This is a genomic window from Streptococcus sp. SS4 (genome assembly GCF_030440125.1).
Classification (GTDB): Bacteria; Bacillota; Bacilli; order Lactobacillales; family Streptococcaceae; genus Streptococcus.
The window spans coordinates 96,020-119,195 of sequence record NZ_JAQFJM010000003.1; the positions used below are offsets into that span (position 1 = coordinate 96,020).

The window sequence follows — 23,176 nt, forward strand, 5'->3', positions numbered from 1 at the left end:
AGTTTATAAGGATTTTGTGCTATAATAGAGGGATAAGATAGGGGTGAATACTATGGCAAAATTGATGCCGGGTAGAGTCCGTAATGAGGGTATTGAACTTTTTGAAAAGGATCTCATTACCATTCATCAGGTCTCAGAAACTCAGTTGGATACAACAGTTGACCAACATCATTTAATTTATGCACTCAATGATTCTGAAATCACGTGTGACTGTGATTATTTCGCTCAAAAAGGCTATTGTCCCCATTTGGCAGCGATTGAGTATTATCTAAAAAACGATAAAGAAGGCCAGCGTCTCTTGGCAGAATTGGAAGAGGAACAAGAGTCCTCTCAGGGCCAAGAGCGAGGACACTCTTTTGGTGGTTTATTTTTAGAAGGCCTTTCCCTAAATGAGGATGATACTGTTAGATATTGCTTGATGGTAGAGGGAGAGGAATCTACCTTTGGTTCAGAGATTTGGTGGAGTATACGTTTACGTCGCTTACCAGATGAACGTTCTTATGTTATTCGAGATATTCCTGCCTTTCTCAAACTTGTAGAGGCTGAGAGTTATTATCAGATAGGTAAGAACTATTATGAACCCCTATCGCTTATTCAATTTGACCAGGCTTCACAGGCATTTTTAGACTTCTTAGGACGGATGATTCCAGATGAAGCCAAGACTAATTTAGACTTTATTTTACCGAATAATGCACGTCATCTTTGTCTCCCCTACGGTTTTTTTGAGGAAGGTTTGAGACGGATGCAAGATTTGGATGGCTTTAGGTTTGAATGGGAAGGAACCGAATATCACCGACTTTTGGTTGAGGATTTGACTGCTGATGCCCATCTCTTCTCGTTTGATATTTCTGTTGAGCCTAAGATGATTGAATTGACTGTTGCTGAGAAGAATAGTCAGGCCTTTTTTAATAATCGTATTCTCTTTTATCAAGGTGTTTTTTATCGTTTGAATCGAAAACAACAAAAACTTTTGGTTGGTTTACGCTCTCTTCCAATCGGAAGCGATTTGAATAAGCATGTCAGCTTTAATCTTGATGAACAAGCCATCTTGGCTGCTAGTCTTTTTGATTTTAGGACTATGGGACCAGTTAAAGCTCCTAAAGCCTTTAATATCAAGGATTTCACACCGAGATTTCACTTTGATCTGAAAGGTGACAGTGAGGTTATACTTACATTAGCCTTTGATTTTGATGGTTTCCTAGTCCATAATCGACAAGAGTTGAGTCATTTAGGATTTACGAGTAACTATCGTCATGAGCAGGCTGTTTTCCGTTTGATGGCTAAGCATGAATTCACCCCTGATTTTCAGTCATCTAAACGATTAATTAGCAGTCAAGAGCTCTATGATTTCTTTACGAATACTCTACCAGAATTTGAAAATACAGGGACGGTTCTGATTGGGCAGGAGTTGCGTGACTTACGGGTTGAACAGAGTCCGCAGGTTCAGGTAGAGCGTCAGGGGAATTTATTAGATATTTCCTTTGATTTTTCAAGTCTTGACGATGAAGATGTGGATCATGCTTTAGCAGCTTTGATGAAAAGTTCGCCCTATTTTATCAATCGTAGTGGTCAGTTGATTGTTTTTGACGAAGCGACGCATCGTATTAGTGAGAGTCTCAAAACTCTAAGAGCTCGATATTCAGGGCAAGGTCACCTAGAACTAAATCAATTGACTGCCTATCAATTAATGGAGGCTCTTTCAGAAAGTGATTCTGTTCGATTTTCAAAAGATTTCCAACTCTTAACGCAACATTTGAGTAAACCAGAGACCTTTGATTTGCCAACTTATAAGGTAGAAGCTGACCTTCGTCCCTATCAGGAAAAGGGTGTTCAGTGGCTATCTATGTTGCATCACTATGGTTTTGGCGGTATCTTGGCCGATGATATGGGGTTGGGGAAAACCTTGCAGACCATTGCCTATCTCTCTGCACATTTAGAAGAAGAGCAACGAGTCTTGGTTTTGTCACCATCAAGCCTGATTTACAATTGGCAGGATGAGTTTAAAAAGTTCGCTCCTCAGTTAGATGTAGCGGTTTCTTATGGACTCAAGCCAAGACGTGATGACATCATTGCTGAAGACCACCATATTATTATTACAAGCTATGCTTCCTTCCGTCAGGATTTTGATGCCTACAAGGCTGGTAAATATGACTATCTCATTCTTGATGAGGCTCAGGTCATGAAGAATACACAGACAAAGATTGCCCAATATCTACGTGATTTTTCTGTTCCACATTGCTTAGCACTATCTGGAACGCCTATTGAAAATCATTTGTTGGAGATTTGGTCTATTTTCCAAATTATTCTACCAGGACTTTTACCGGCTAAGAAAACTTTCCTTAAGTTAACACCAAAGGAAGTGGCTAGGTATATTTCTCCCTTTATTCTAAGACGTAGGAAAGAAGAGGTCCTTCCTGATTTACCAGATTTGATTGAAATCACTCACCAAAGTGAATTGTCAGATGCTCAAAAGGCTATCTATTTAGCGCAATTGCAACAGATGCAGCAAGGTTTAATTTCTGCAAGTGATCAGGAAATCAACCGTCGTAAGGTGGAAATTTTGTCAGGAATTACCCGCTTACGACAAATCTGTGATACCCCAGCTCTTTTTATGGACTATGCTGGAGATAGCGGAAAATTAGATAGCCTAAGAGAGTTGCTTAGTCAAATTAAGGAATCAGACCACCGTGTTCTTATCTTTTCACAATTTCGTGGGATGTTAGATATTACAGAGGGGCTCTTACAAGAATTAGGTATTTCCTCTTATAAGCTAACAGGGTCAACGCCATCTGATAGTCGTCAAGAGATGACCAGAGCCTTCAATCAAGGAAGTCGAGATGCCTTTTTGATTTCTCTAAAAGCAGGAGGAGTGGGACTGAATCTAACTGGTGCTGATACGGTTATTCTGATTGACCTTTGGTGGAATCCAGCGGTAGAAATGCAGGCTATTAGTCGTGCGCATCGTATAGGTCAGGAACAAAATGTCGAAGTTTACCGTTTGATTACAAGAGGGACTATTGAAGAGAAAATTCTTGAGCTTCAAGAAGGCAAGAAAAACCTGGTGACAACTGTCTTGGATGGCAATGAAAGCCGTGCCATCATGACTGTTGAGGACATTAAAGAAATTCTTGGTATTGCAATATCTTAATTTGTTATATTTGATATTGGAATACTAATACGTGAAAATGCTACTAGGCAAATCTTTTGAATTAGGCTATAATAGAATACTGCAAGACGTATCTTCCCATTCCCGATTGTTTATATTAAGATACGCATTATCTCGAAAACGAAAGGAAGTCTTTTATGCATCGCCAAAGACGACAATTTCCGCTGATTCCAGACGGGGAATCTTGCTTGCAAGAACCGGTCTCTATGCGCCTATATGAAAATGAAGATTTAATCACAAATATCCGTGGCCCTTACCAAGATAAGGACTACAATGATTTGTTGCCGAACTATGATTTCTTGTCAGCTAAGCCTAGCAATCGTAAGCAGGCTTCAAAACGAGTGGAGACACAAGAAGCTGGCATGACTTATGCAGAGGAAGCCCGTGAAAAGGCTAAGCGTGATGTCCGTGAGAAACGCCAAAAATTCCTCCGCCAAGAAGTTCAACAAACCAAACATACTAATAGCCGTCAACTAACTGCTAAGCCTAAGGTAGAAGCTAAGCCAAGCTTTGAGGCTACTGTTGAGCCAGCTGCTGTAACAACGGATAAAGGGCCAGTGACAGCATCTATATTGGGAGCTCCTGTAAGTGCTATCAAGCGAACTTTAGCACCTAACGGGAAACACTCAAAAATCCATCACTTGGCAAATCGTCTGCAACAGGATTCTTACATCTTGGCAGAAGTGGCTCCAACCTATCAACAGCCTAGTAACCCATCTCGTAAGAACGTCAAGAAAAATAGCTATGACTTCTTGAAACGTAGCCAGGTTTATAATTACCCAGAACGTCAAACTTACCGTGAACACCGAGTTGCTCAAGAATTAAATTTGACGCATTTAGAAGACGCAAACTAATCGCAGTGCGATTGTAAGGAGAAACTATGTCAAAAACTTATCATTTTATTGGAATTAAAGGATCTGGTATGTCAGCTTTGGCTTTGATGCTCCACCAAATGGGACACAAGGTTCAAGGTTCAGATGTGGAAAAATATTACTTCACACAACGTGGTCTTGAGCAAGCAGGTATTCCTATCCTTCCTTTCGATGAAAAAAACATCACAGAAGATGTTGAATTGATTGCTGGAAATGCCTTTCGTGAAGACAACAACGTTGAAGTTGCTTATGCGATTAAAAATGGCTACAGCTTTAAGCGCTATCACGAGTTTTTGGGTCACTTCATGGATCAATTCACTAGCTTTGGTGTGGCAGGTGCACATGGTAAGACTTCTACAACAGGTCTCTTGTCACATGTTATGAAAAATATCACAGACACGTCATACCTTATTGGTGACGGAACTGGTCGAGGTTCTGCTAATGCACAATACTTTGTCTTTGAGTCTGATGAATATGAACGTCATTTCATGCCATACCACCCAGCATACTCAATCATCACTAACATTGACTTTGACCATCCTGATTACTTTACAAGTATCGATGATGTGTTCTCTGCCTTTGATGATTATGCTAAGCAAGTGCAAAAAGGACTCTTTGTTTACGGTGAGGATCCACACCTTCGTAAGATTACAGCCAATGCGCCAATCTATTACTACGGTTTCGAAGAAAATGATGACTTTATGGCAACAGACATTGTTCGTACAACGACAGGGTCTAATTTCAAGGTAAAACACGATGGACAAATTCTTGGAGAATTCCATGTGCCAGCCTATGGTCGTCACAATATCTTGAATGCAACTGCGGTTATTGGGACCCTCTATGTAGCTGGTTTCGACATGGATTTGGTTGCAGAACACCTTAAAACTTTCTCAGGTGTTAAACGTCGTTTCACAGAAAAAATTATCAGTGGTACTGTTGTCATCGATGACTTTGCTCACCATCCAACTGAAATTATTGCAACGCTTGATGCAGCACGCCAAAAGTACCCATCTAAAGAGATTGTTGCTATTTTCCAACCACATACCTTCACACGTACCATTGCTCTTCTTGATGAATTTGCTGAAGCTTTGAACGAAGCAGATGCTGTTTATTTAGCGCAAATTTATGGTTCAGCGCGTGAAGTTGACCATGGTGATGTTAAGGTTGAAGATCTTGCTGCTAAGATCAATAAACCGGCCAAAGTGGTTACAGTTGAAAATGTCTCACCTCTCCTTGACCATGACAATGCTGTTTATGTCTTTATGGGAGCTGGGGACATCCAACTTTACGAACGCTCGTTTGAAGAGCTCCTAGCAAGCTTGCAAACACACATGTAATATATTAAGGGCTGTAGCGATTTCGCTCAGCTCTTTCTCTTAATAGAAAGGAATTTAATATGCTTATTCGACATGCCCGAGAGGATGATTGGGCTGATGTTGTCCGTATCGAACAAGATAATTTTTCACCTGAAGAGGCTGCAACTCCAGAGGCTATTGCGGAGCGTTTAAAGACGATTTGTGATACCTTTCTAATTGCTGAAATTGATGGCGTTGTAGCTGGCTACATTGAAGGGCCTGTGATTGCGGAACGTTATCTTACAGATGACTTGTTCCATAAGGTGGTTCCTAATGCTAGTCAAGGAGGCTTTATTGCGGTTACTAGTTTGTCTATCTCCAAAGATTTTAAAGGGCAAGGTGTTGGGACAGCCTTGATTGCAGCGCTTAAGGATCTGGCTATCGCCCAAAAACGCCAAGGTATTAGTTTGACTTGCCATGATTACCTGATTGCCTATTATGAGATGAATGGTTTCACTGATGAAGGAGAATCAGAATCAAATCATGGCGGTAGCACTTGGTATAATATGGTTTGGGAGAATCCAGAAACCCATTGAATTCAGTGTTACGTTACTGTGACAAAGGACCAATTGATTTGCATTAACTGACTTTTTAAGATATAATGGCGTTTGTTACTATAGAGGAGGTATGCCTTGACGGACAAGTTTAATGAACACTCGGAATCTGCTGAAGATAGCCTAAGCTTTAAAGATCAGATTCTTCGAGATTTACAAGAAGCAACACGGCTCCGTTCTCTTCGCGAGGAGGAGCATAATAAAAGTGCAACTATGCCCGAGACACCACGTTCAACGTCAGCTGAGAGCGCTACAACACATAGTACCTCAGCGTCCAATAAAGTAAGTAACCAAGATTTTAGCTCACATTCTGTTTCTCACAGTGCTTTGGCTAAATCTATGACTTCTGAGACGGCTCAAGATTCTCAACAAGATAGTGTTGGCTTGTTTTCTGTTTCTCAAGCTGAGTCTTTAGTGTCTGATGCTCATTCAAATGTAGCGTCTATTTCTAAAGAGCCTATTGAGGGGGAGAAAAAGGTAAATATTCCTCAGGAGACTGAAACGTCGAAACGCCGTTTTAAACGTCCAGTTTGGGAAACTAGCCTTAACGAAGCATCTGAAGAGGAGTATATTCCTGCAGATGTTGCCAAGGAGCTCATTGAAGCTAAGTCTAACGAAGCTATTTATACAGACCCTAAAGAATTGGAGGCCAAATTGACCTCAGAACGTCAAAAAGAAGCATTCTTGCAGGAACATCATGCAACAAGTGACCAAGCGTCGCAAGAAAAGGTTCAATCAGAGATAGTGGCTGATGGTAATGAGGATGATGAGAGTATTTCTCTAGAACCCTCTGGAAAACCTAAGAAAAAGAAAGGTAAGAAAGTGAAGAAGAAAAAGTCTTCGCCAAAAGATGTTAAACAGGCTGACATTGTCGACGAAGAGCCGATTTCACGTTCTAACCGAAATCACAAACGCAATAAAAATAACCGTCGTGCTGGTAAAATTGCAAGAAATATTATTATCTTCTTGCTACTTATCTTGTCAGTAGCTGCATTCTTTGGTTATCGTTATGTTAGTGATGCTGTTGGTGCAAAAGATGTTAATTCAACTAAGTTTGTTAGTGTTGAAATTCCTGAAAATTCAGGTAGCAGTTACATTGGTCAACTATTGGAATCAGCTGGTGTCATTAAGTCTGGTAAGGTCTTTAATTACTATACCAAGTTTAAAAATATCTCAAATCTGAAAAGTGGTTATTACAACCTTCAGGCTAGCATGACCATGGATGAAATTATTGAGGCACTTCAGAAAAAAGGAAGTGATAAACCTCAGGAGCCATCTCTTGGTACGGTCTTGGTCAAAGAAGGATACACCATTGATCAAATTGCTAAGGCAGTTGAAGTTAATTCCTCAGCGAAAAAAGGCAAAAAAACATCAACTGGACTTAAGGCAAAAGATTTCTTGAAGCTGATGAAGGATGATGCTTTCATTACTAAGATGAAAGCGAAGTACCCAACCTTGTTGGCAAACCTTCCGAATTCTACGGATGCTAAGTATGTCCTAGAGGGGTATCTGTTCCCAGCGACTTATAACATTCATGACGATACGACGGTGGAATCTTTGGCAGAGGAAATGTTGTCAACGATGGACACCTACCTATCACCTTACTATGCGACGATTTCATCTAGCGGGCACAATGTTAATGAGATTTTGACCCTAGCTTCTCTTGTGGAAAAAGAAGGAGCTACAGATGACGACCGTAAAAATATTGCGAGCGTCTTCTATAATCGTCTTAACTCAGACATGGCTCTACAAAGTAATATTGCAGTTCTTTATGCTCTTGGAAAACTTGGTCAGGAAACGACCTTGAAAGAAGATGCAACTATTGACACAAACATTGACTCCCCTTATAATGATTATGTTCATAAGGGGTTGATGCCAGGTCCTGTGGACAGCCCTAGTCTGTCTGCAATTGAAGCGGTTATCAATCCATCATCTACCAAGTACATGTACTTTGTTGCAGATGTAACTACTGGTAATGTTTATTTTGCTGAAAGCTATGAAGAGCATCAGCATAACGTTGAAACTTACATTAATAGCAAACTAAAAGATAAATAGTCTGATTGGCTCATTAAAATCAAGCAAACAAATAGTGATTTTGAAAATAAAGCCAAGGGCTCAAAAAATAGGAAAGAGAAAAAAATGGCAGAAAAAACATATGTAATGACACAAGCGGAGAAAGAACAACTTGAAGCGGAATTGGAGGAATACAAACTCGTCCGTCGTCCAGAAGTTGTAGAACGTATTAAGATTGCTCGTTCTTATGGTGACCTTTCAGAAAACTCTGAGTATGAAGCAGCCAAAGACGAACAAGCCTTTGTTGAAGGACAAATTCAGATTCTTGAAACAAAAATTCGTTATGCGGAAATCGTTGATAGTGATGCTGTTGCTAATGACGAAGTTGCAATTGGTAAAACTGTTGTTGTTCAAGAAGTTGGTACAAACGACAAAGATACTTATCATATTGTTGGTGCAGCCGGTGCTGACATCTTCTCAGGTAAGATTTCAAATGAAAGCCCGATTGCTCAAGCCTTGATTGGTAAGAAAGTTGGCGACAAAGTCGCTATCGAATCACCAGCAGGTAGCTACTCTGTGGAAATCCTTAGTGTAGAAAAAACAGCCTAAGCGACTGTTGGAATTAAGGTGTTCAATATTTGAAACTAGTGGGAGTGAGACAAAACAGTTGTTCTGTCTCACTCCTTTTTTGCTTGTTGGCGCTATTAGGAATTAGGTTAGTCTGAATTAGTCTATAAGAAAAGCACTTTTGGAAAATTCCAAGAGTGCTTTGTAGCTTATTTACGATTTTGCTTACCGGCGTTACGGTTTTTCTTTGGTTTGCTCGCAATTGCTTGAGTATTTTTTGGTGTCACATCTTTACGCTTGCTTGGTGTTGTACGAGGTGCTTTTGGAGGGTTCTTTTTGAACTCTTCAGCAACTTTTTCTTTCAAGCGAGGTTTGATGATGTAGTTGGTAATCAACTGTTGGATAATAGAGAAGATACCACCAACGAACCAGTAGAGGATTACGGCTGCAGGTGAGCTAATACCAAAGAAGATCATCATGATTGGCATACTGTACATCGTCGCTGCCATTTGTTTACGTTGTTCTTCAGGAACTTGTTGAATAGACAACCAAGATTGGAAGTAGTAAAGCGCTGCGATGATGATAATCAATGGGAAGTCACGGTGACCAAGGTTAAACCAGAGGAAGTTATCCTTGAGTACACCAGGAGTGTAACGTGCTGCATAGTAGAGTGCTGAGAAGAATGGGAACTGAATCAATAGAGGAAGACAGCCGACACCGCCCATCAAGCTTAGACCGTTTTCACGCTGAGCTTGCATGAGTTCAGACTGGGCAGCCATTTTTTCTTCTTGAGTTTCAGCGTTGCGCAAACGTTCGTTAATTGGTTCTAAGATAGGCGCAAGGTATTCACGTTTTGCTGCTTGGTAGGCTGCGCTACGAGATTGGTGAAGACCAAGTGGCAAGATAATCAAACGAACAATGATGGTTACGAAGATAATGCCAAGACCAAATCCCAGATTTAAATTATGTGCGAAGTAGGTGATGACGTGGCTCATAGGGCGACCAAGTAGGTTCCAAACCCAACCAGTAGGATTACCAGACTTATCAAGGCTCACACATCCTGATAGGAAGAGAAGCATGCTGGCAGCAAGCCCCATCAGGGCTAGACGTTTTTGATTTTTATTCACAGTATCATTCCTTTTGTTTTTTAGTTATACTTGTCTATTTTACCTTTTTTTAAGGAAGAGAACAAGTTAAAAACGGAACTCCGACCTTAATTAGCCATGCGAAAATCGCTGTAATTAGGGAAGTTAGCCATGGTCACATCGACATAGGTTACTTTAGACCATTTTGAAGGTCCCTTTCGAACTTCTTGAATAAATTTAGCTAACTTAGAAGGGTTATCTGACTGAGCTAGAATTTCAACAGTACCGTCGTCATTATTCCAAACCCGACCGCATATATCTCCAATATCTAGTGCTAGAGCATAGGTTGAATAACGAAAACCAACACCTTGGACTCTTCCTGAGACTAATAATCGTACTTTTTGCATGGTCCATGACCTCCTTTTGAAAGCTCTTTCTTTTAGTATAATCCTTGCTATAAAGTCGGTCAAGTCCAAGATTTATCAGGGGATTTCTGCTATAATGAATGTATGGAAATCATTCAATCAAAGCAAAATGCTAGCATTAAGTCTGCTAGAAAATTATTGCAGCGTAAGCACCGTAAAACTAGCTATCTTTTAGAAGGATGGCATCTTTTTGAGGAAGCAAAGGCAAGCGGTGCCGAGATTCTTCAAGTTTTCGTACTTGAGGAAATGGCTGATCGTGTGGCTAATATGTCTAAGGTTAAGTTGGTTAGTCCAGAGGTGCTTAAGGAACTCTGTGAAACTCAGACACCTCAAGGGATTGTGGCAGAAGTTGCTAAACAATCTCAATCCTTGCCAAAGTCTTTCTCAGGGAAGTATCTGCTCTTGGAGGATGTTCAGGACCCTGGTAATGTAGGAACAATGATTCGAACAGCAGATGCCGCAGGTTATGACGGAGTCTTTTTGTCAGACAAATCAGCTGATATTTATAATCAGAAGACCTTGCGTTCTATGCAGGGAAGTCATTTCCACCTTCCAATCTATCGTGGACCAATTCTTGACATGGTTGAGGCTTGCAGAAAACAAGGTATACCCGTCTTAGCAACGACTCTTTCCGATGTTTCCGTTGACTATAAAGCAGTTAAGACAGATGGCAATTTTGCCCTAGTGATGGGAAATGAGGGGCAGGGAATTAGTCAGGATATGGCTGAGTCTGCTGATCAACTCGTACATATTAGCATGCCAGGTCAGGCGGAGAGTCTGAATGTTGCTGTTGCAGCAGGAATTCTCATGTTTAGTCTCTAGGTCTCAAGGATGATTTTAGGAGAAAACAACTGACTTTTAAAGTAATTTTAAGTACTAGTGGTATAATGAAGAAGCATTAGAAACATTAATGAGGTATTATTATGAAACGACCAGAAGATGATAAAGAATTCATGGAAGTTGTGGGACATTTGATTTCTCATCCACGTTTTCAAAAATTGGATGGGATTGTACAACACCATCATTCGACACGTTTAGAACACTCGGTTAATGTTAGTTACACCAGCTATAAGATTGCTAAAAAATTTGGCTGGGATGCCAAGAGCACAGCTCGAGGTGGTCTCTTACATGACTTTTTCTATTATGATTGGCGAGTGACTAAATTTAACAAGAGTCATGCTTGGGTACACCCACGTATTGCTGTTCGTAATGCCAGAAAGCTTGTTAATCTGAATAAAAAAGAAGAGGATATTATCCTCAAGCATATGTGGGGAGCAACGATTGCGCCGCCGAAGTATAAGGAATCTTATATTGTTACTATGGTGGATAAGTATTGGGCGGTTAAAGAAGCAGCGACACCCTTACGAAACCGAATCAAAAATCGTAAGTTTTTCCGTCGCAAGACTCTACAAAGCCACCACCAATAATTCATTATTTTTAGGAGATAACTATGGAATCAAATGCAATTTATACAACTAGTGATGCGGGCTTGAACCGCTTTTTCGGAAAGATTTATGGTCTTGTCGGTATGGGAGTGGGACTTTCAGCAGTCATCTCTTATCTGATGCTCTTCCCTCTTTCGCATCTTTTTGTCAACATTCTCATGAATTATTCTTGGGTTTACATGGCAGCACTCTTTTTAGAGTTTGGTTTGGTCTTTTTGGCTAGTGGTGCTGCAAGAAGGAATACACCTGCGGCTCTACCTTTATTTTTGGTTTATTCTGCTCTGAATGGATTTACACTTAGCTTTATCATCGTACAATATACGCAAGCCATTGTTTTCCAAGCTTTCCTTAGCACTGCCATTGTTTTCTTTATCATGGCACTTATCGGAGTTACCATTAAGCGAGATCTATCAGGCATGGCCAAGTTCCTTATGGCAGCTTTGATTGGGATTATTGTGGCTAGCTTGATTAATATTTTCTTTGCAAGTAGCATGATGAGTTTTGTGATTAGTATTGTATCAATTCTTATTTTCTCAGGTTTAATTGCCTACGATAACCAGATGATTAAGAAGGTTTATTACGGTACCAATGGTCAGGTCACAGATGGATGGGCAGTTTCTATGGCACTTAGTCTTTACTTGGATTTCATTAACTTATTCTTGAATATCTTGCGACTCTTTGCTAGACGTAATTAGTAAAAAAATCAGCCAGATGGCTGATTTTTTTTACTGTCTAATAGTTTTTTGTGAGTGTTCCTTGCTGACCTGTGTAAGCGTAGAAGAGTGGATAGTAATCCCATTTTCCGACATAGCTATCTTTATCTGGGAAAGCCCACTTGTCGTCTTTTTTGGTAAGCTCGACTGAGTAATTATCAAAGATATTTGTCCCTTCAGTCTTTGGTGCTGATGGGTTTACTTCTTTGATTGAATTCGGTAGGTAAGTTTCCATGTAGAATTGTCTTGTCAGTTGGTCGACATTTCCAGCGTTAGCACCATTGCTTTGTAGGTAGTTTTTAAGTTCGTCTGTGAGATTTGGGTGATTAGCACCATAGGCATCGTCTGCAGCTTTCATACTGATAGTTGACATGCTGACATTGAATTCTGCCTTATCTTTAGCGACGATAATGTTGTCAACAGTGTAGCTGCCGCGTTCACGGTTAGCTGTTTGAACCCAACCAAAAACTTTTGGAACTTCATCACCGGTTGGTTTGATGTTATCAGTTGCATCATAGCTGTATTGAAGGCTATCTGAGAAATATTGGTTAAGTTCGCCCTTAGCTTTGTCCAAGTCGTTAGAAACAAATTTGCTGTAGTCTTTGCTTTCGCCACCTAAAAGAACTGCGTTGAAGTAAGCATCAACAGCCTTTTTAACATTGGTAGTTGTTTTACCATCGAAATCTTTTAGGTTAGTAGAAACAGTTTGTCCTTCTGTCTTCTCATCCTTTGATTCAAAATAGAGTTTATAGCTTTCGTCGTTGTTAACTTCGAAAAAAAGTGAGACAGTTTTGTAGTCGTCAGCTTCAAGCTTTCCAAAGTCATCTGTAGCATCCTCTACGTTCTTATTTTTGTTGAAGAGAGTAGGGAGGTCACCCTTGTCGATCTTGCTTGCTGTGACTTTTTTACCATCTTTATCTTTGAGGTAGAATTGTTTAGCAGATGTTTTGAGCTCATTTTCCATATCTTCCGAAGTATTCTCGAGTTTGAATGAGACTTCGACTAGGGTTTGGTCATCCTTGAGCTTGAGGTCGCTTCCTGACATATAGACAATATCGTTAACAGAAAGCTTGGCATCAAGTTTTGGCTTGGCACATGCTGAGAGCGTTAAGATGGCTGCTAGAGCAAGAGCCCCAGAGTAAAGATATTTTTTCATAAATAATCCCCCGTTATTTTATTTAGGTTATAGGTCTATTGTATCATGAAATATGCCTTGAGATTATTAGAAAATTGGGTTTCAAGCCTTTTCTTATGCTATAATAAGATTACTATTGTAAAAAAATGGAGAATAAAATGACAAAAACACCTTTTATTGCAGCTGATAAACTTGAACAAATCACTGCAGAATTTCCCACACCTTTCCATCTTTACGATGAAAAAGGTATTCGTGAAACAGCACGTGCAGTTAATGCAGCTTTTTCATGGAATCCAGGTTTTAAAGAATTCTTTGCTGTAAAGGCCACACCTAATCCAGCAATCCTCAAAATTTTGAAAGAAGAAGGGTGTGGTGTCGATTGTGCGACCGATACAGAGCTTGTCATGAGTAAGAAAATTGGTTTTGATAGTAGCGCGATTAGCTTTACATCTAATGATACACGTGCAGAAGAGTTTGTTTACGCGCGTGATATTAATGCGACAATTAACCTTGATGCTTACGAAGATATCTTTTTCTTGGAAGAGTCTGCAGGGCTTCCTGAAACCCTTTCTTTGCGTTTTAACCCAGGAGGTGTCTTCTCTCTTGGTACTGATATCATGGATCATCCTGAAGAATCAAAATTTGGGATGACTAAGGAACAACTCTTCAAAGGTTATGCCTACCTTAAAGAAAAAGGAGTGAAATCATTCGGTTTGCATGCTTTCCTAGCGTCAAATACAGTAACGAATGAGTACTATCCAACCTTGGCTGCTCAACTCTTTGAATTGGCAGTAGAAATCAAGAATGAACTTGGAGTTAGTCTTGACTTTATCAATTTATCAGGTGGTGTTGGGGTAGACTACACACCGGCTAATAAGCAAAATGACATTGCTGTTATCGGTGAAGGGGTTCATGCTAAATTTGATGAGATCCTTGTTCCGAATGATCTTGGACATATCAGTATTTACACTGAACTTGGACGTTTCATGACAGCACCTCATGGCCTTGTTGTTACTAAGGTTCTTCATATTAAGGACACTTATCGTCGTTACGTTGGTGTAGATGCTTCTGCGGTTAACTTGCTTCGTCCAGCTATGTACGATGCCTACCACCACATCACGAATATGACTAATCCAGATGGTGACATTCAAGTAGTTGATGTGACAGGTTCTCTTTGTGAAAATAATGATAAGTTTGCTAAGAACCGTGAATTGCCAGAAGCTCGTATTGGAGATACCTTGGTTATCCACGACACAGGTGCACATGGTTTCTCAATGGGCTACAACTATAATGGACGTCTTCGTTCTGCAGAAATTCTCTACCAAGAAGATGGAACGGCTCGTATGATCCGCCGTGCAGAGACGATGGATGATTACTTTGCTACTCTTGATGGTTTTGATTTTGACATTTAACAAAAAATAAGCTAGGCCTTAAAGGCCCTAGCTTATTTTACTTTAATGATTACAGCTTCAAGAATGATATCGGCTAACTCCTCAGGGGATTCGACACAGCCTTCTTTGAGCCAGAGTGTTAAAATGGTAACAATAGTGCTAACATAAATTTCCAATGAATATTTGGCAGGAATATGATAGCTTTGTTCCATGAGCTCTGTAACATTTTCGATATCAGAGTTAAGGATGGTCTCGATAATGAATTCACGAATCATCTCATTGATGTTTGGAATGTGTGTCATTAAGGTGAGACAGAGTCTTTGATTTTCTTTAAGATATCCTAGCATTTCAGTAACAACACCCTCTTGGTAGGTCATGTCTTCCTGAAGAATACTTGAAACTTTATCTAAAATCTTTGAGAAGGTTGTTTCAACCAAATCTTCTTTATTTGAATAGTAGTAGTAGAAAGTTGGTCTGCTGAGATTTGCCTTCTTGATGATGTCTGTGATGCTGATTTGTTCGAGTGAACTCTCTTCTAAGAGTTCAATAAATGCGTTGACAATTTTTCGTTCGGAAATAGTTGCTTCCTTGAGCATAAATAAACCCCTTTATATAAACATAATAATAATTCCACAACTTATATAATAACCTATTTTTTTTCTAGAAATCTTACAAGTCCTTTACAGTTGTAAGTGAAAAATACTGAAACTCTCATTTTATCGATATTTTAAACGAAAAAACTTTTTTTCTATACGTTTTTAAGAACCAACGTCTTATTTGTCAGTAGGGTCCATTTTTGCTATAATATAAGGTAAATCAACGTTATAGGAGAATTAAATTTATGAACACCGTCCTTTGGATTATTCTTGTTTTTGTAGCCCTTTTAGGTGGTTTTTATGGAGGCGCATACTTTGCCCGCAAACAAATGGAGAAAGAATTGGCTGAAAATCCTCGTTTGAATGTGGACGCTGTTCGTACCATGATGTCGGCTGCGGGTCAAAAGCCAAATGAAGCAAAAGTGCGTCAAACATATAACCAAATTATCAAACAACAAAAACAAGCACTTGCAGATAGCAAGAAAAAGAAAAAATAATGGTGGGGAGCTGGGACGTGAATCTCAGCTTTTTACATGTAACCTAGGGGATAAGGAGGCAAGATGGATAATCGACCTATAGGATTTTTAGATTCTGGTGTCGGAGGACTGACGGTGGTACGTGAACTTAAACGTCAGTTGCCTCACGAGTCTATTGTTTATATTGGTGACTCTGCTAGGGCGCCATATGGTCCTAGACCAGCAGAACAAATCAGAGAGTATACCTGGCAGTTGGTTAAATTTCTTCTGACCAAAGATGTAAAAATGATCGTTATTGCTTGTAATACGGCAACAGCAGTAGTTTGGGAGGAAATCAAAGGAGCCTTGGATATCCCAGTGCTAGGTGTGGTTTTGCCTGGTTCTAGTGCTGCCATTAAGTCTAGTCAATCGGGTCATATTGGCGTCATTGGGACTCCTATGACGATTGCCTCTAACATCTATGAACAAAAAATTAAGCATCTGGCACCACAAATGAATGTCTTGAGTTTATCTTGTCCTCGCTTTGCTCCTATTGTTGAATCCAATGAAATTAACTCAAGTGTGGCTAAAAAGATTGTTTATGAGAGCATGGCACCTTTAGTCGGTAAGGTAGATACCTTGGTTTTAGGTTGCACCCATTACCCGCTTTTACGTCCTATCATCCAGAATGTAATGGGGCCAAGTGTCAAGCTAATTGATAGCGGAGCTGAAACAGTTCGTGATGTTTCCGTTTTGCTCAATTATTTTGAAATTAATCGTAGCCGTGAAGTCGAAGACAAGATGGAAGAATATTACACCACAGCTAGTGTGCTTGGTTTTAAAGAAATCGCAGAACAATGGCTGGGTGAAGAAGTTGCTGTCCAACATGTCGATTTGGACAAGGAGTTAGAAAATGACTAAATCAATTTTAGAATATAAAGACGAACAAGACTGGTATTTGGCTAGTTTTGGAAGCTACAATCACTTGACTTGTTTTGGTGGTGATGAGGCCTATGAACAATTTGTTGACCTTTTCCAAGCCTTGACTAACGTTTTGGCTGTTAGTGGTTTCCAGTTACATATTGCTAAACATTCTTCAGACATTCGCTTGGTATCCTTTATTTTGGATTGCTTGAAAGAGGAAACTGGTCGTGACCTAGCTGTTACGCAACATCAAGGGGCCTTGGTAGTTAGTGAAGGGGATAAGCTTGTCTATGTCCATGTGCCAAGAGAAGGTGTCACCTTGAGTGATTTCTTTGGTTCTGATAACAAATCAGATTTTGGTGATGTCCTATTGATTGCGACCCGCAATGAAGGAAAAACTAAGGAATTTCGTAAACTATTTGGAAAACTAGGCATTAAGGTAGAGAATCTTAATGATTATCCAGACCTTCCTGAAGTTGCTGAAACAGGTATGACCTTTGAGGAAAATGCACGCTTGAAGGCGGAAACCATTTCTGAATTAACTGGTAAAATGGTCCTCTCAGATGACTCTGGTTTGCAGGTAGATGTTCTTGGAGGTTTACCAGGTGTTTGGTCTGCACGCTTTGCAGGCCCTGATGCCACAGATGCTGAAAATAATGCTAAATTATTGCATGAGCTCGCTATGGTGCTTGATGATAGCAAACGTACGGCGAACTTCCATACAACCCTAGTTGTTGCAGCACCTGGACGTGATAGTTTGGTTGTTGATGCCGACTGGAAGGGTTATATTGGCCGAGAACCTAAAGGTGACAATGGTTTTGGTTATGATCCTCTCTTTTTAGTTGGTAATACGGGTAAAACAGCAGCAGAGCTTTCTGCAGAAGAGAAAAATGAACAATCTCACCGTGGACAAGCTGTTAAGAAACTTATGGAGGTCTTCCCAGCATGGCAGAACAAACAATAATCGTAATGAGCGACTCCCATGGGGATCGTGATATTGTAGCAGATATAAAAAATCGTTATCAAGGAAAGGTGGATGCCATTTTCCACAACGGAGATTCGGAGTTAGAATCAAGTGATCCTATTTGGAAAGGTATCTATGTAGTTCGAGGAAACTGTGATTATGATTCAGGTTATCCAGAACGTTTGGTCGTTAAACTTGGAGATGTGATTATTGCACAAACACATGGTCATCTCTATGGCATTAATTTTACCTGGGACAAGTTAGATCTTTGGGCGCAACAAGAGGATGCTGATATTTGTCTTTATGGCCACTTGCATGCGGCAACAGCTTGGCGAAATGGTAAGACAGTGTTTATCAACCCAGGTTCTGTTTCACAGCCACGTGGACCTATCCATGAGAAACTTTATGCTAAGGTGATTATAAACGATGCAAAAATTCGTGTGGAATATTACACACGTGACCATGAACTTTATTCAGAACTTACACAGGAATTTGAACGATGATTGCTAAAGAATTTGAAGATTTTTTGTTGGCTCGTTTAGATAATTATTTAATTCCATCAGATCAGGTTGCTATTTTTATTGATAGTCATAACGCTGATCATGTGGTTTTGCTTTTGACGAGTAACGGTTATTCGCGCGTTCCCGTTTTGACTAAGGATAAGCATTATCTTGGGACCATATCTTTGACAGATATTAAGCGTTATCAAGATGAACATAACTTGCAAGAGTGGGAGATGGTTAACCGTGATATCGGGCCGATGACATCAGATGTCGTGGAAACAGTGGAAGATAATGCTAATCTAAACGAGATAATGCACAAGTTAGTTGATAATCCTTTCCTTCCTGTGGTTGATAGCCAAGGTATTTTCAAAGGAATTATCACACGAAAATCGATTCTAAAGGCGGTTAATAGCCTCTTACATGACTTTACACATGACTATATCATCATTCCAAAAACAACTGACAACTCAGATCACTGATTTTCTGGCTACTAAGGTCATTTCAGAGAGTTCAAAGCAAGCTTATGCTTATGATCTTAAGCAGTTTACAACTTTGATTTCAGGACAAATTGATCAAACCACTTTAAAGCTCTATGAAAACCAACTCAAGGAATGGAAGCCATCCGTACAAAAACGTAAGCGCTCTGCGGTCAATCAATTTTTGCTATATCTCTATCAAAAGGGTGAATTAGCGAAATTTTTCAAACTATCAGAGATGGTAACGCTACCTTCTCAGGAGGATAAGTTGCAGATACTGGATCTTTCGTCGCTTTACGAGGGACGTGAAGGGGCTGGGAAACTGGCCTGTCTGCTGATTCTAGAGTTGGGGCTCTTGCCTTCAGAGATTTTGGAGTTGGACTGGTCTGATATCGACTTGGATTTTGGTGTTGTAACTGTGGCCAAGGGAACGACTAAGCGTGTTCTTAGACTTGAAGCAGATTTGAAACAGTATTTGTTGGCTATAAAAGATGTGAACAGTCAGGGATTGCTTTTGGGTAAGGTCTATACTCGACAATGGCTGTATAAGCAAATCCAGACTTATGTTAGTGACTGTGGCTTATCGAATGTGACTGCTCAAGTCTTGCGTCAGCAATTTATTCTTAGACAAATTGAAAAGGGAATGGGCGCCTTTGAACTTGCTCGTTTACTGGGACTAAAAAGTCCAGTGACCTTGGAGAAATACTATAAAATCTAATGGATATTAAGTTAAAAGATTTTGAGGGACCACTGGATTTGTTGCTCCATCTGGTTTCTAAGTATGAGGTAGATATTTACGATGTCCCCATTGTTGAGGTTATTGAGCAATACTTGGCTTATTTGGCAACCTTGCAAGCCATGAAGCTTGAAGTTGCTGGGGAATATATGCTTATGGCTAGTCAGCTCATGCTGATTAAGAGTCGTAAGCTTCTGCCGACAGTGGTGAAAGCTGAGCCAGAAGCAGATGATCCAGAACTAGAGCTCTTGAGTCAGTTGGAAGAATATGCACGCTTCAAAGCAGCTAGTCAAGAGTTGGCTAAGCAGCATGAAGTGCGAGCTCAGTATTTTTCAAAACCAAAAGTTGAATTAGTTTATGAAGATGTGACGCTGAATCAGGATAAGACCATTCAAGACATTTTCTTGGCTTTTTCAAAAATCATGACTGAAAAGCAAGAAGAAATTCGGCGAAATCACACGACCATTGCGCGTGACGATTATAAAATTGAAGACATGATGCTGATTATTGAAGAAGCATTTGGCTCAAAAAATGAGCTATATCTGGATGAAGTTTTCACAGATGCTAAAGATATGAATCAAGTAATCACCCTCTTTTTGGCAACTCTTGAATTGATTAAGGTACATCGCATATCAGTACAACAGGAAACAATTTTTGGCACAATCACACTAAGAAAGGAATGGACGAATGAGTAGTCACTTAGCACGATTAGAAGCTTTACTTTTTGTGGCTGGTGAAGATGGTCTTAGTCTACGTACTATGGCACAGCTTTTGGAAATGCCAGTGACGGGTCTGACTCAGTCTTTGGAGAAATTGCAAGCTAAGTACGAGACAGATGAGGATTCAGCTCTGTGTTTATTGGAATCATCAAATACCTATAAGTTAGTGACTAAACCAGATTTTGCAAGTCTCCTTCGTGACTATTCTAAAACGCCTATTAACCAGAGTCTATCACGAGCGAGTCTTGAGGTCCTCTCTATAGTTGCGTATAAACAGCCCATTACTCGCGCTGAAGTCGATGACATTAGAGGTGTTAATTCTAGTGGTGCTATTGCTAAACTTCAGGCCTTTGATCTTATTCAAGAGGCTGGTAAAAAGGATGCTGTCGGTCGTCCTAACCTATATGCGACTACTGATTATTTCCTAGACTATATGGGCATTAACAGTTTAGACGAGCTTGTGGCGATTGATCAACTAGAACTTGAAGAGCAAGAAACGAGTCTCTTTAGGGAAGATACTTCAGAGGAGCTTGAGGACTTGGACAATTAAGAGTAAACCTTGTTGAAACTAATCATTAAAAATAAAGAAACATAGCAGAGATGCTAGGTAGAAAGGATACAGCTTAAGCTGTAGAAAAAGAATGCGAATTAATAAATATATTGCCCACGCTGGTGTGGCCAGCCGTCGTAAGGCTGAGGAACTAATTAAAGAGGGTCGTGTGACCCTAAATGGTAAGACCGTTACGGAATTGGCAACAATTGTCAAAAATGGTGATATTGTAGAGGTAAATGGTAGCCCAATTTATAATGAAGAGAAGGTCTATTATCTTCTTAATAAACCACGAGGGGTTATTTCTTCGGTATCTGATGAGAAAAATCGTAAGACGGTGATTGACCTCATGCCCCACGTTAAGGAACGTATCTATCCTGTTGGTCGTCTTGACTGGGATACGACGGGGCTTCTTATTTTGACTAATGATGGTGACTTTACCGATAAGATGATTCACCCACGTAATGAGATTGACAAGGTTTATTTGGCGCGTGTCAAAGGTATTGCGACCAAGGAGAACCTTCGTCCTTTGACTCGTGGTGTGATCATTGATGGTAAGAAGACAAAACCAGCACGTTACAATATTATCAAAGTAGACCATGAAAAGAACCGTTCAGTTGTTGAATTGACAATTCATGAAGGGCGTAACCACCAGGTTAAGAAAATGTTTGAATCAGTGGGCTTGCTTGTTGATAAGTTGTCACGTACGCGTTTTGGTACCCTTGATTTAACAGGGCTTCGCCCAGGTGAATCACGCCGTCTGAATAAGAAAGAAATCAGTCAGCTTCATAACGCTGCTGTCAATAAGGTTAAATAATGAAAAGATTTCTGATTGCCTTAGTAAGGGCTTATCAGAGATGGATTTCTCCCCTATTTCCACCCTCTTGCCGTTTTCGTCCAACTTGTTCGGTTTATATGATCCAAGCAATAGAAATGCACGGTTTAAAGGGAGTTCTTATGGGAGTTGCCCGTATCTTGAGATGTCACCCTTTATCAGAGACTGGCGATGATCCGGTGCCGGATTATTTTAGTCTAAAACGTAATAAAACTCCTTTGGATAAATGAATCCAAAGGAGTTTTTCTATGCTTAAGTTTTTGACCAAGTTTTTGGCAGGAAGAGGAGTAGTAAAGGATAAATTTCCAAACGTCCTGCAATCATAGCAAATCCCATGATAAGCTTAGACAAAGGACTGAAAATAGCAAAGCTATCACTCGTTCCAAGTAAAGGTCCAATATTGTTAAAGGTTGAAGCAGCAGCGCTTGTCACAATCAAGAGGTCTTGATTATCCAGTGATAAAACAGTGACTAAACTTAGTATAATGAGTACATATACAGCTAAATATTTAAGAACACTGTGTTGAGTTTCTTTATCGAGAACACTTCCATTGATATGAAGTGACAGGATACGATTAGGATAGAGACTAGCCAGGGTCTGATTTCGTGCAATCTTAGCAATAATCATAGCACGGATAATCTTGAAACCACCGGCAGTAGAACCTGCTGATCCCCCGATAAACATCAGGAGGAGTAGGATATACTGAGAAAAGAGTGGCCATTTGGTAATATCCGTTAGACCAAAACCGGTTGTTGTGATGATAGTTGACACTTCGAAAAATGAGTATTTGAAAGAGTCAGCCAAATTGTGGTAAATCCCAAAAATATTGAGGAAAATCAAACCTGTTGAAATAGCCACAATCGCAAAGTAGGTACGTAGTTCTTCATCTTGGAAGAAAAACTTGATTTTGCGAAGGAGGATATAGAAATAAAGGTTGAAGTTAACCCCAAAGAGTAGGGTACCAACAGTAACCACATAGGTAATCAGATCACTGTGGTAGTGGGCGATAGAGTCATTATAGACAGCAAATCCCCCAGTACCTGCGCCCCCCATAGCAGTGATGATACTATCAAAGATTGGCATACCGCAAAGCCAGAGAATAACAGCAAAAATAACAAACATAGTCAGATAGATGATGTAAAGAATCTGAGCTGTATTTTTGAGCTTGGCAACGACTTTACCAAATACTGGACCAGGCACCTCTGCACGCATAACCTCATGGTGACCATTTTTACTGTTGTTCATGATGGCTAGGGCAAAGACCAATACCCCCATCCCTCCAATCAAGTGGGCGAAGCTTCGCCAGAAAAGTAGGGAGTGGGTAAGTACTCCAGTATCTGTGAGAATAGTAGCCCCCGAGGTTGTGAAACCAGAGCTCATCTCGAAAAAGGCATCAATGACACTTGGGATCTGACCAGCAAAGACGAAGGGCAATCCTCCAAAGAAAGAGCAGAGCACCCAACAGAGGGCTACAATAAGCATTCCTTCTTTGGTGTAAATATGGTAGTTCTTCGGTTTAAAGAGAGTACCAAGCACCCCGAGAAAGAGGAGAATCCCCATCGTACCCAAGATGCTGGCAAATACTTTAGCATCTTCTTGATAAATAAGAGCGACGATAAGTGGCACAACCAAGAGAGCAGCCTCAATCAGTAGGAGCTTGGCAATAAGAAAACGGACAATAGATCGATTCATGGCAG

25 protein-coding genes are annotated in these 23,176 nt (G+C 40.1%); 20 read left to right on the forward strand and 5 right to left on the reverse strand.

Annotated elements, in window-relative coordinates; genetic code table 11:
• The first annotated feature begins 52 nt into the window (after positions 1-52).
• The 6 genes from PCY16_RS03715 to greA all read left to right on the forward strand — a co-directional run bounded on the left by PCY16_RS03715 (position 53) and on the right by greA (position 8,569).
• On the forward strand, positions 53-3,148 hold the full coding sequence (locus tag PCY16_RS03715; RefSeq protein WP_195413360.1) for a DEAD/DEAH box helicase: 3,096 nt from the start codon (positions 53-55) through the stop codon (positions 3,146-3,148).
• 155 nt (positions 3,149-3,303) lie between these two features.
• Positions 3,304-4,020 carry a hypothetical protein gene (locus tag PCY16_RS03720; RefSeq protein ID WP_002886515.1) on the forward strand — a complete coding sequence of 239 codons (717 nt, stop codon included), beginning with the start codon at positions 3,304-3,306 and terminating at the stop codon, positions 4,018-4,020.
• A 26-nt stretch (positions 4,021-4,046) separates the two neighbouring features.
• Positions 4,047-5,375 (forward strand): UDP-N-acetylmuramate--L-alanine ligase, encoded by a 1,329-nt coding sequence (murC, locus tag PCY16_RS03725; protein ID WP_002889872.1) that lies wholly within the window; start codon positions 4,047-4,049, stop codon positions 5,373-5,375.
• 59 nt (positions 5,376-5,434) lie between these two features.
• Positions 5,435-5,929 (forward strand): GNAT family N-acetyltransferase, encoded by a 495-nt coding sequence (locus PCY16_RS03730; protein WP_195413361.1) that lies wholly within the window; start codon positions 5,435-5,437, stop codon positions 5,927-5,929.
• A 96-nt stretch (positions 5,930-6,025) separates the two neighbouring features.
• Positions 6,026-8,002, forward strand: coding sequence for an endolytic transglycosylase MltG (mltG, locus tag PCY16_RS03735; RefSeq protein ID WP_195413362.1), 1,977 nt, complete (start codon positions 6,026-6,028; stop codon positions 8,000-8,002).
• A gap of 84 nt (positions 8,003-8,086) precedes the next feature.
• Positions 8,087-8,569, forward strand: coding sequence for a transcription elongation factor GreA (gene greA, locus PCY16_RS03740; protein WP_002883697.1), 483 nt, complete (start codon positions 8,087-8,089; stop codon positions 8,567-8,569).
• 167 nt (positions 8,570-8,736) lie between these two features.
• Here the strand turns inward: greA and yidC are convergent, their stop codons facing one another.
• Together yidC and PCY16_RS03750 are read right to left on the reverse strand one after the other, a co-directional pair.
• Positions 8,737-9,654, reverse strand: coding sequence for a membrane protein insertase YidC (gene yidC, locus PCY16_RS03745; RefSeq protein WP_037598962.1), 918 nt, complete (start codon positions 9,652-9,654; stop codon positions 8,737-8,739).
• Between the two features lie 86 nt (positions 9,655-9,740).
• Positions 9,741-10,019: an acylphosphatase gene (locus PCY16_RS03750; RefSeq protein WP_037597401.1), complete on the reverse strand. Its 279-nt coding sequence runs from the start codon at positions 10,017-10,019 to the stop codon at positions 9,741-9,743.
• A gap of 102 nt (positions 10,020-10,121) precedes the next feature.
• On the opposite strand from PCY16_RS03750, the gene PCY16_RS03755 reads away from it, so the two are divergent.
• The 3 genes from PCY16_RS03755 (at position 10,122) to PCY16_RS03765 (ending at position 12,177) form a co-directional block, all read left to right on the forward strand.
• On the forward strand, positions 10,122-10,859 hold the full coding sequence (locus PCY16_RS03755; protein WP_073949339.1) for an RNA methyltransferase: 738 nt from the start codon (positions 10,122-10,124) through the stop codon (positions 10,857-10,859).
• Between the two features lie 101 nt (positions 10,860-10,960).
• Positions 10,961-11,464, forward strand: coding sequence for an HD domain-containing protein (locus PCY16_RS03760; protein ID WP_002883682.1), 504 nt, complete (start codon positions 10,961-10,963; stop codon positions 11,462-11,464).
• A 23-nt stretch (positions 11,465-11,487) separates the two neighbouring features.
• Positions 11,488-12,177, forward strand: a complete 690-nt coding sequence (locus PCY16_RS03765) for a Bax inhibitor-1/YccA family protein (RefSeq protein ID WP_049545705.1) — start codon at positions 11,488-11,490, stop codon at positions 12,175-12,177.
• 37 nt (positions 12,178-12,214) lie between these two features.
• Here the strand turns inward: PCY16_RS03765 and PCY16_RS03770 are convergent, their stop codons facing one another.
• Positions 12,215-13,351 (reverse strand): DUF5105 domain-containing protein, encoded by a 1,137-nt coding sequence (locus tag PCY16_RS03770; protein ID WP_070575863.1) that lies wholly within the window; start codon positions 13,349-13,351, stop codon positions 12,215-12,217.
• A gap of 137 nt (positions 13,352-13,488) precedes the next feature.
• On the opposite strand from PCY16_RS03770, the gene PCY16_RS03775 reads away from it, so the two are divergent.
• Complete coding sequence (locus tag PCY16_RS03775; RefSeq protein WP_195413363.1) at positions 13,489-14,742, forward strand: diaminopimelate decarboxylase; 1,254 nt, start codon at positions 13,489-13,491, stop codon at positions 14,740-14,742.
• Positions 14,743-14,774: 32 nt separating this feature from the next.
• Here the strand turns inward: PCY16_RS03775 and PCY16_RS03780 are convergent, their stop codons facing one another.
• Positions 14,775-15,317, reverse strand: a complete 543-nt coding sequence (locus PCY16_RS03780; RefSeq protein WP_060972193.1) for a TetR/AcrR family transcriptional regulator — start codon at positions 15,315-15,317, stop codon at positions 14,775-14,777.
• 245 nt (positions 15,318-15,562) lie between these two features.
• Here PCY16_RS03780 and PCY16_RS03785 point away from each other — a divergent pair, with 245 nt between their 5' ends.
• The 10 genes from PCY16_RS03785 to yidD all read left to right on the forward strand — a co-directional run bounded on the left by PCY16_RS03785 (position 15,563) and on the right by yidD (position 21,709).
• Positions 15,563-15,814: a YneF family protein gene (locus tag PCY16_RS03785; protein WP_002883695.1), complete on the forward strand. Its 252-nt coding sequence runs from the start codon at positions 15,563-15,565 to the stop codon at positions 15,812-15,814.
• 63 nt (positions 15,815-15,877) lie between these two features.
• Complete coding sequence (racE, locus tag PCY16_RS03790; RefSeq protein ID WP_195413364.1) at positions 15,878-16,693, forward strand: glutamate racemase; 816 nt, start codon at positions 15,878-15,880, stop codon at positions 16,691-16,693.
• On the forward strand, positions 16,686-17,660 hold the full coding sequence (locus PCY16_RS03795) for a nucleoside-triphosphate diphosphatase (RefSeq protein WP_195413365.1): 975 nt from the start codon (positions 16,686-16,688) through the stop codon (positions 17,658-17,660). Before racE ends, PCY16_RS03795 begins: the two co-directional genes overlap by 8 nt.
• Positions 17,642-18,163 (forward strand): metallophosphoesterase, encoded by a 522-nt coding sequence (locus PCY16_RS03800; RefSeq protein WP_073685703.1) that lies wholly within the window; start codon positions 17,642-17,644, stop codon positions 18,161-18,163. Before PCY16_RS03795 ends, PCY16_RS03800 begins: the two co-directional genes overlap by 19 nt.
• Positions 18,160-18,642 carry a cyclic-di-AMP-binding protein CbpB gene (cbpB, locus tag PCY16_RS03805; protein ID WP_195413366.1) on the forward strand — a complete coding sequence of 161 codons (483 nt, stop codon included), beginning with the start codon at positions 18,160-18,162 and terminating at the stop codon, positions 18,640-18,642. Before PCY16_RS03800 ends, cbpB begins: the two co-directional genes overlap by 4 nt.
• Positions 18,596-19,357 carry a site-specific tyrosine recombinase XerD gene (xerD, locus tag PCY16_RS03810; RefSeq protein ID WP_195413367.1) on the forward strand — a complete coding sequence of 254 codons (762 nt, stop codon included), beginning with the start codon at positions 18,596-18,598 and terminating at the stop codon, positions 19,355-19,357. The genes cbpB and xerD overlap by 47 nt, the downstream gene beginning before the upstream one ends.
• A complete protein-coding gene (locus PCY16_RS03815) occupies positions 19,357-20,070 on the forward strand; it encodes a segregation/condensation protein A (RefSeq protein WP_195413368.1) in 714 nt (237 codons plus the stop codon). Before xerD ends, PCY16_RS03815 begins: the two co-directional genes overlap by 1 nt.
• Positions 20,063-20,644, forward strand: coding sequence for an SMC-Scp complex subunit ScpB (gene scpB, locus PCY16_RS03820; protein ID WP_195413369.1), 582 nt, complete (start codon positions 20,063-20,065; stop codon positions 20,642-20,644). Before PCY16_RS03815 ends, scpB begins: the two co-directional genes overlap by 8 nt.
• Positions 20,645-20,735: 91 nt before the next feature.
• Positions 20,736-21,461, forward strand: coding sequence for a pseudouridine synthase (locus PCY16_RS03825; RefSeq protein WP_195413370.1), 726 nt, complete (start codon positions 20,736-20,738; stop codon positions 21,459-21,461).
• Entirely contained in the window at positions 21,461-21,709 is a 249-nt protein-coding gene (gene yidD, locus PCY16_RS03830; protein WP_002886534.1) for a membrane protein insertion efficiency factor YidD, read from the forward strand. Before PCY16_RS03825 ends, yidD begins: the two co-directional genes overlap by 1 nt.
• Positions 21,710-21,731: 22 nt before the next feature.
• On the opposite strand, the gene PCY16_RS03835 is transcribed toward yidD, so the two are convergent.
• Positions 21,732-23,171: a TrkH family potassium uptake protein gene (locus tag PCY16_RS03835; protein ID WP_301353861.1), complete on the reverse strand. Its 1,440-nt coding sequence runs from the start codon at positions 23,169-23,171 to the stop codon at positions 21,732-21,734.
• Between the last annotated feature and the right edge of the window lie 5 nt (positions 23,172-23,176).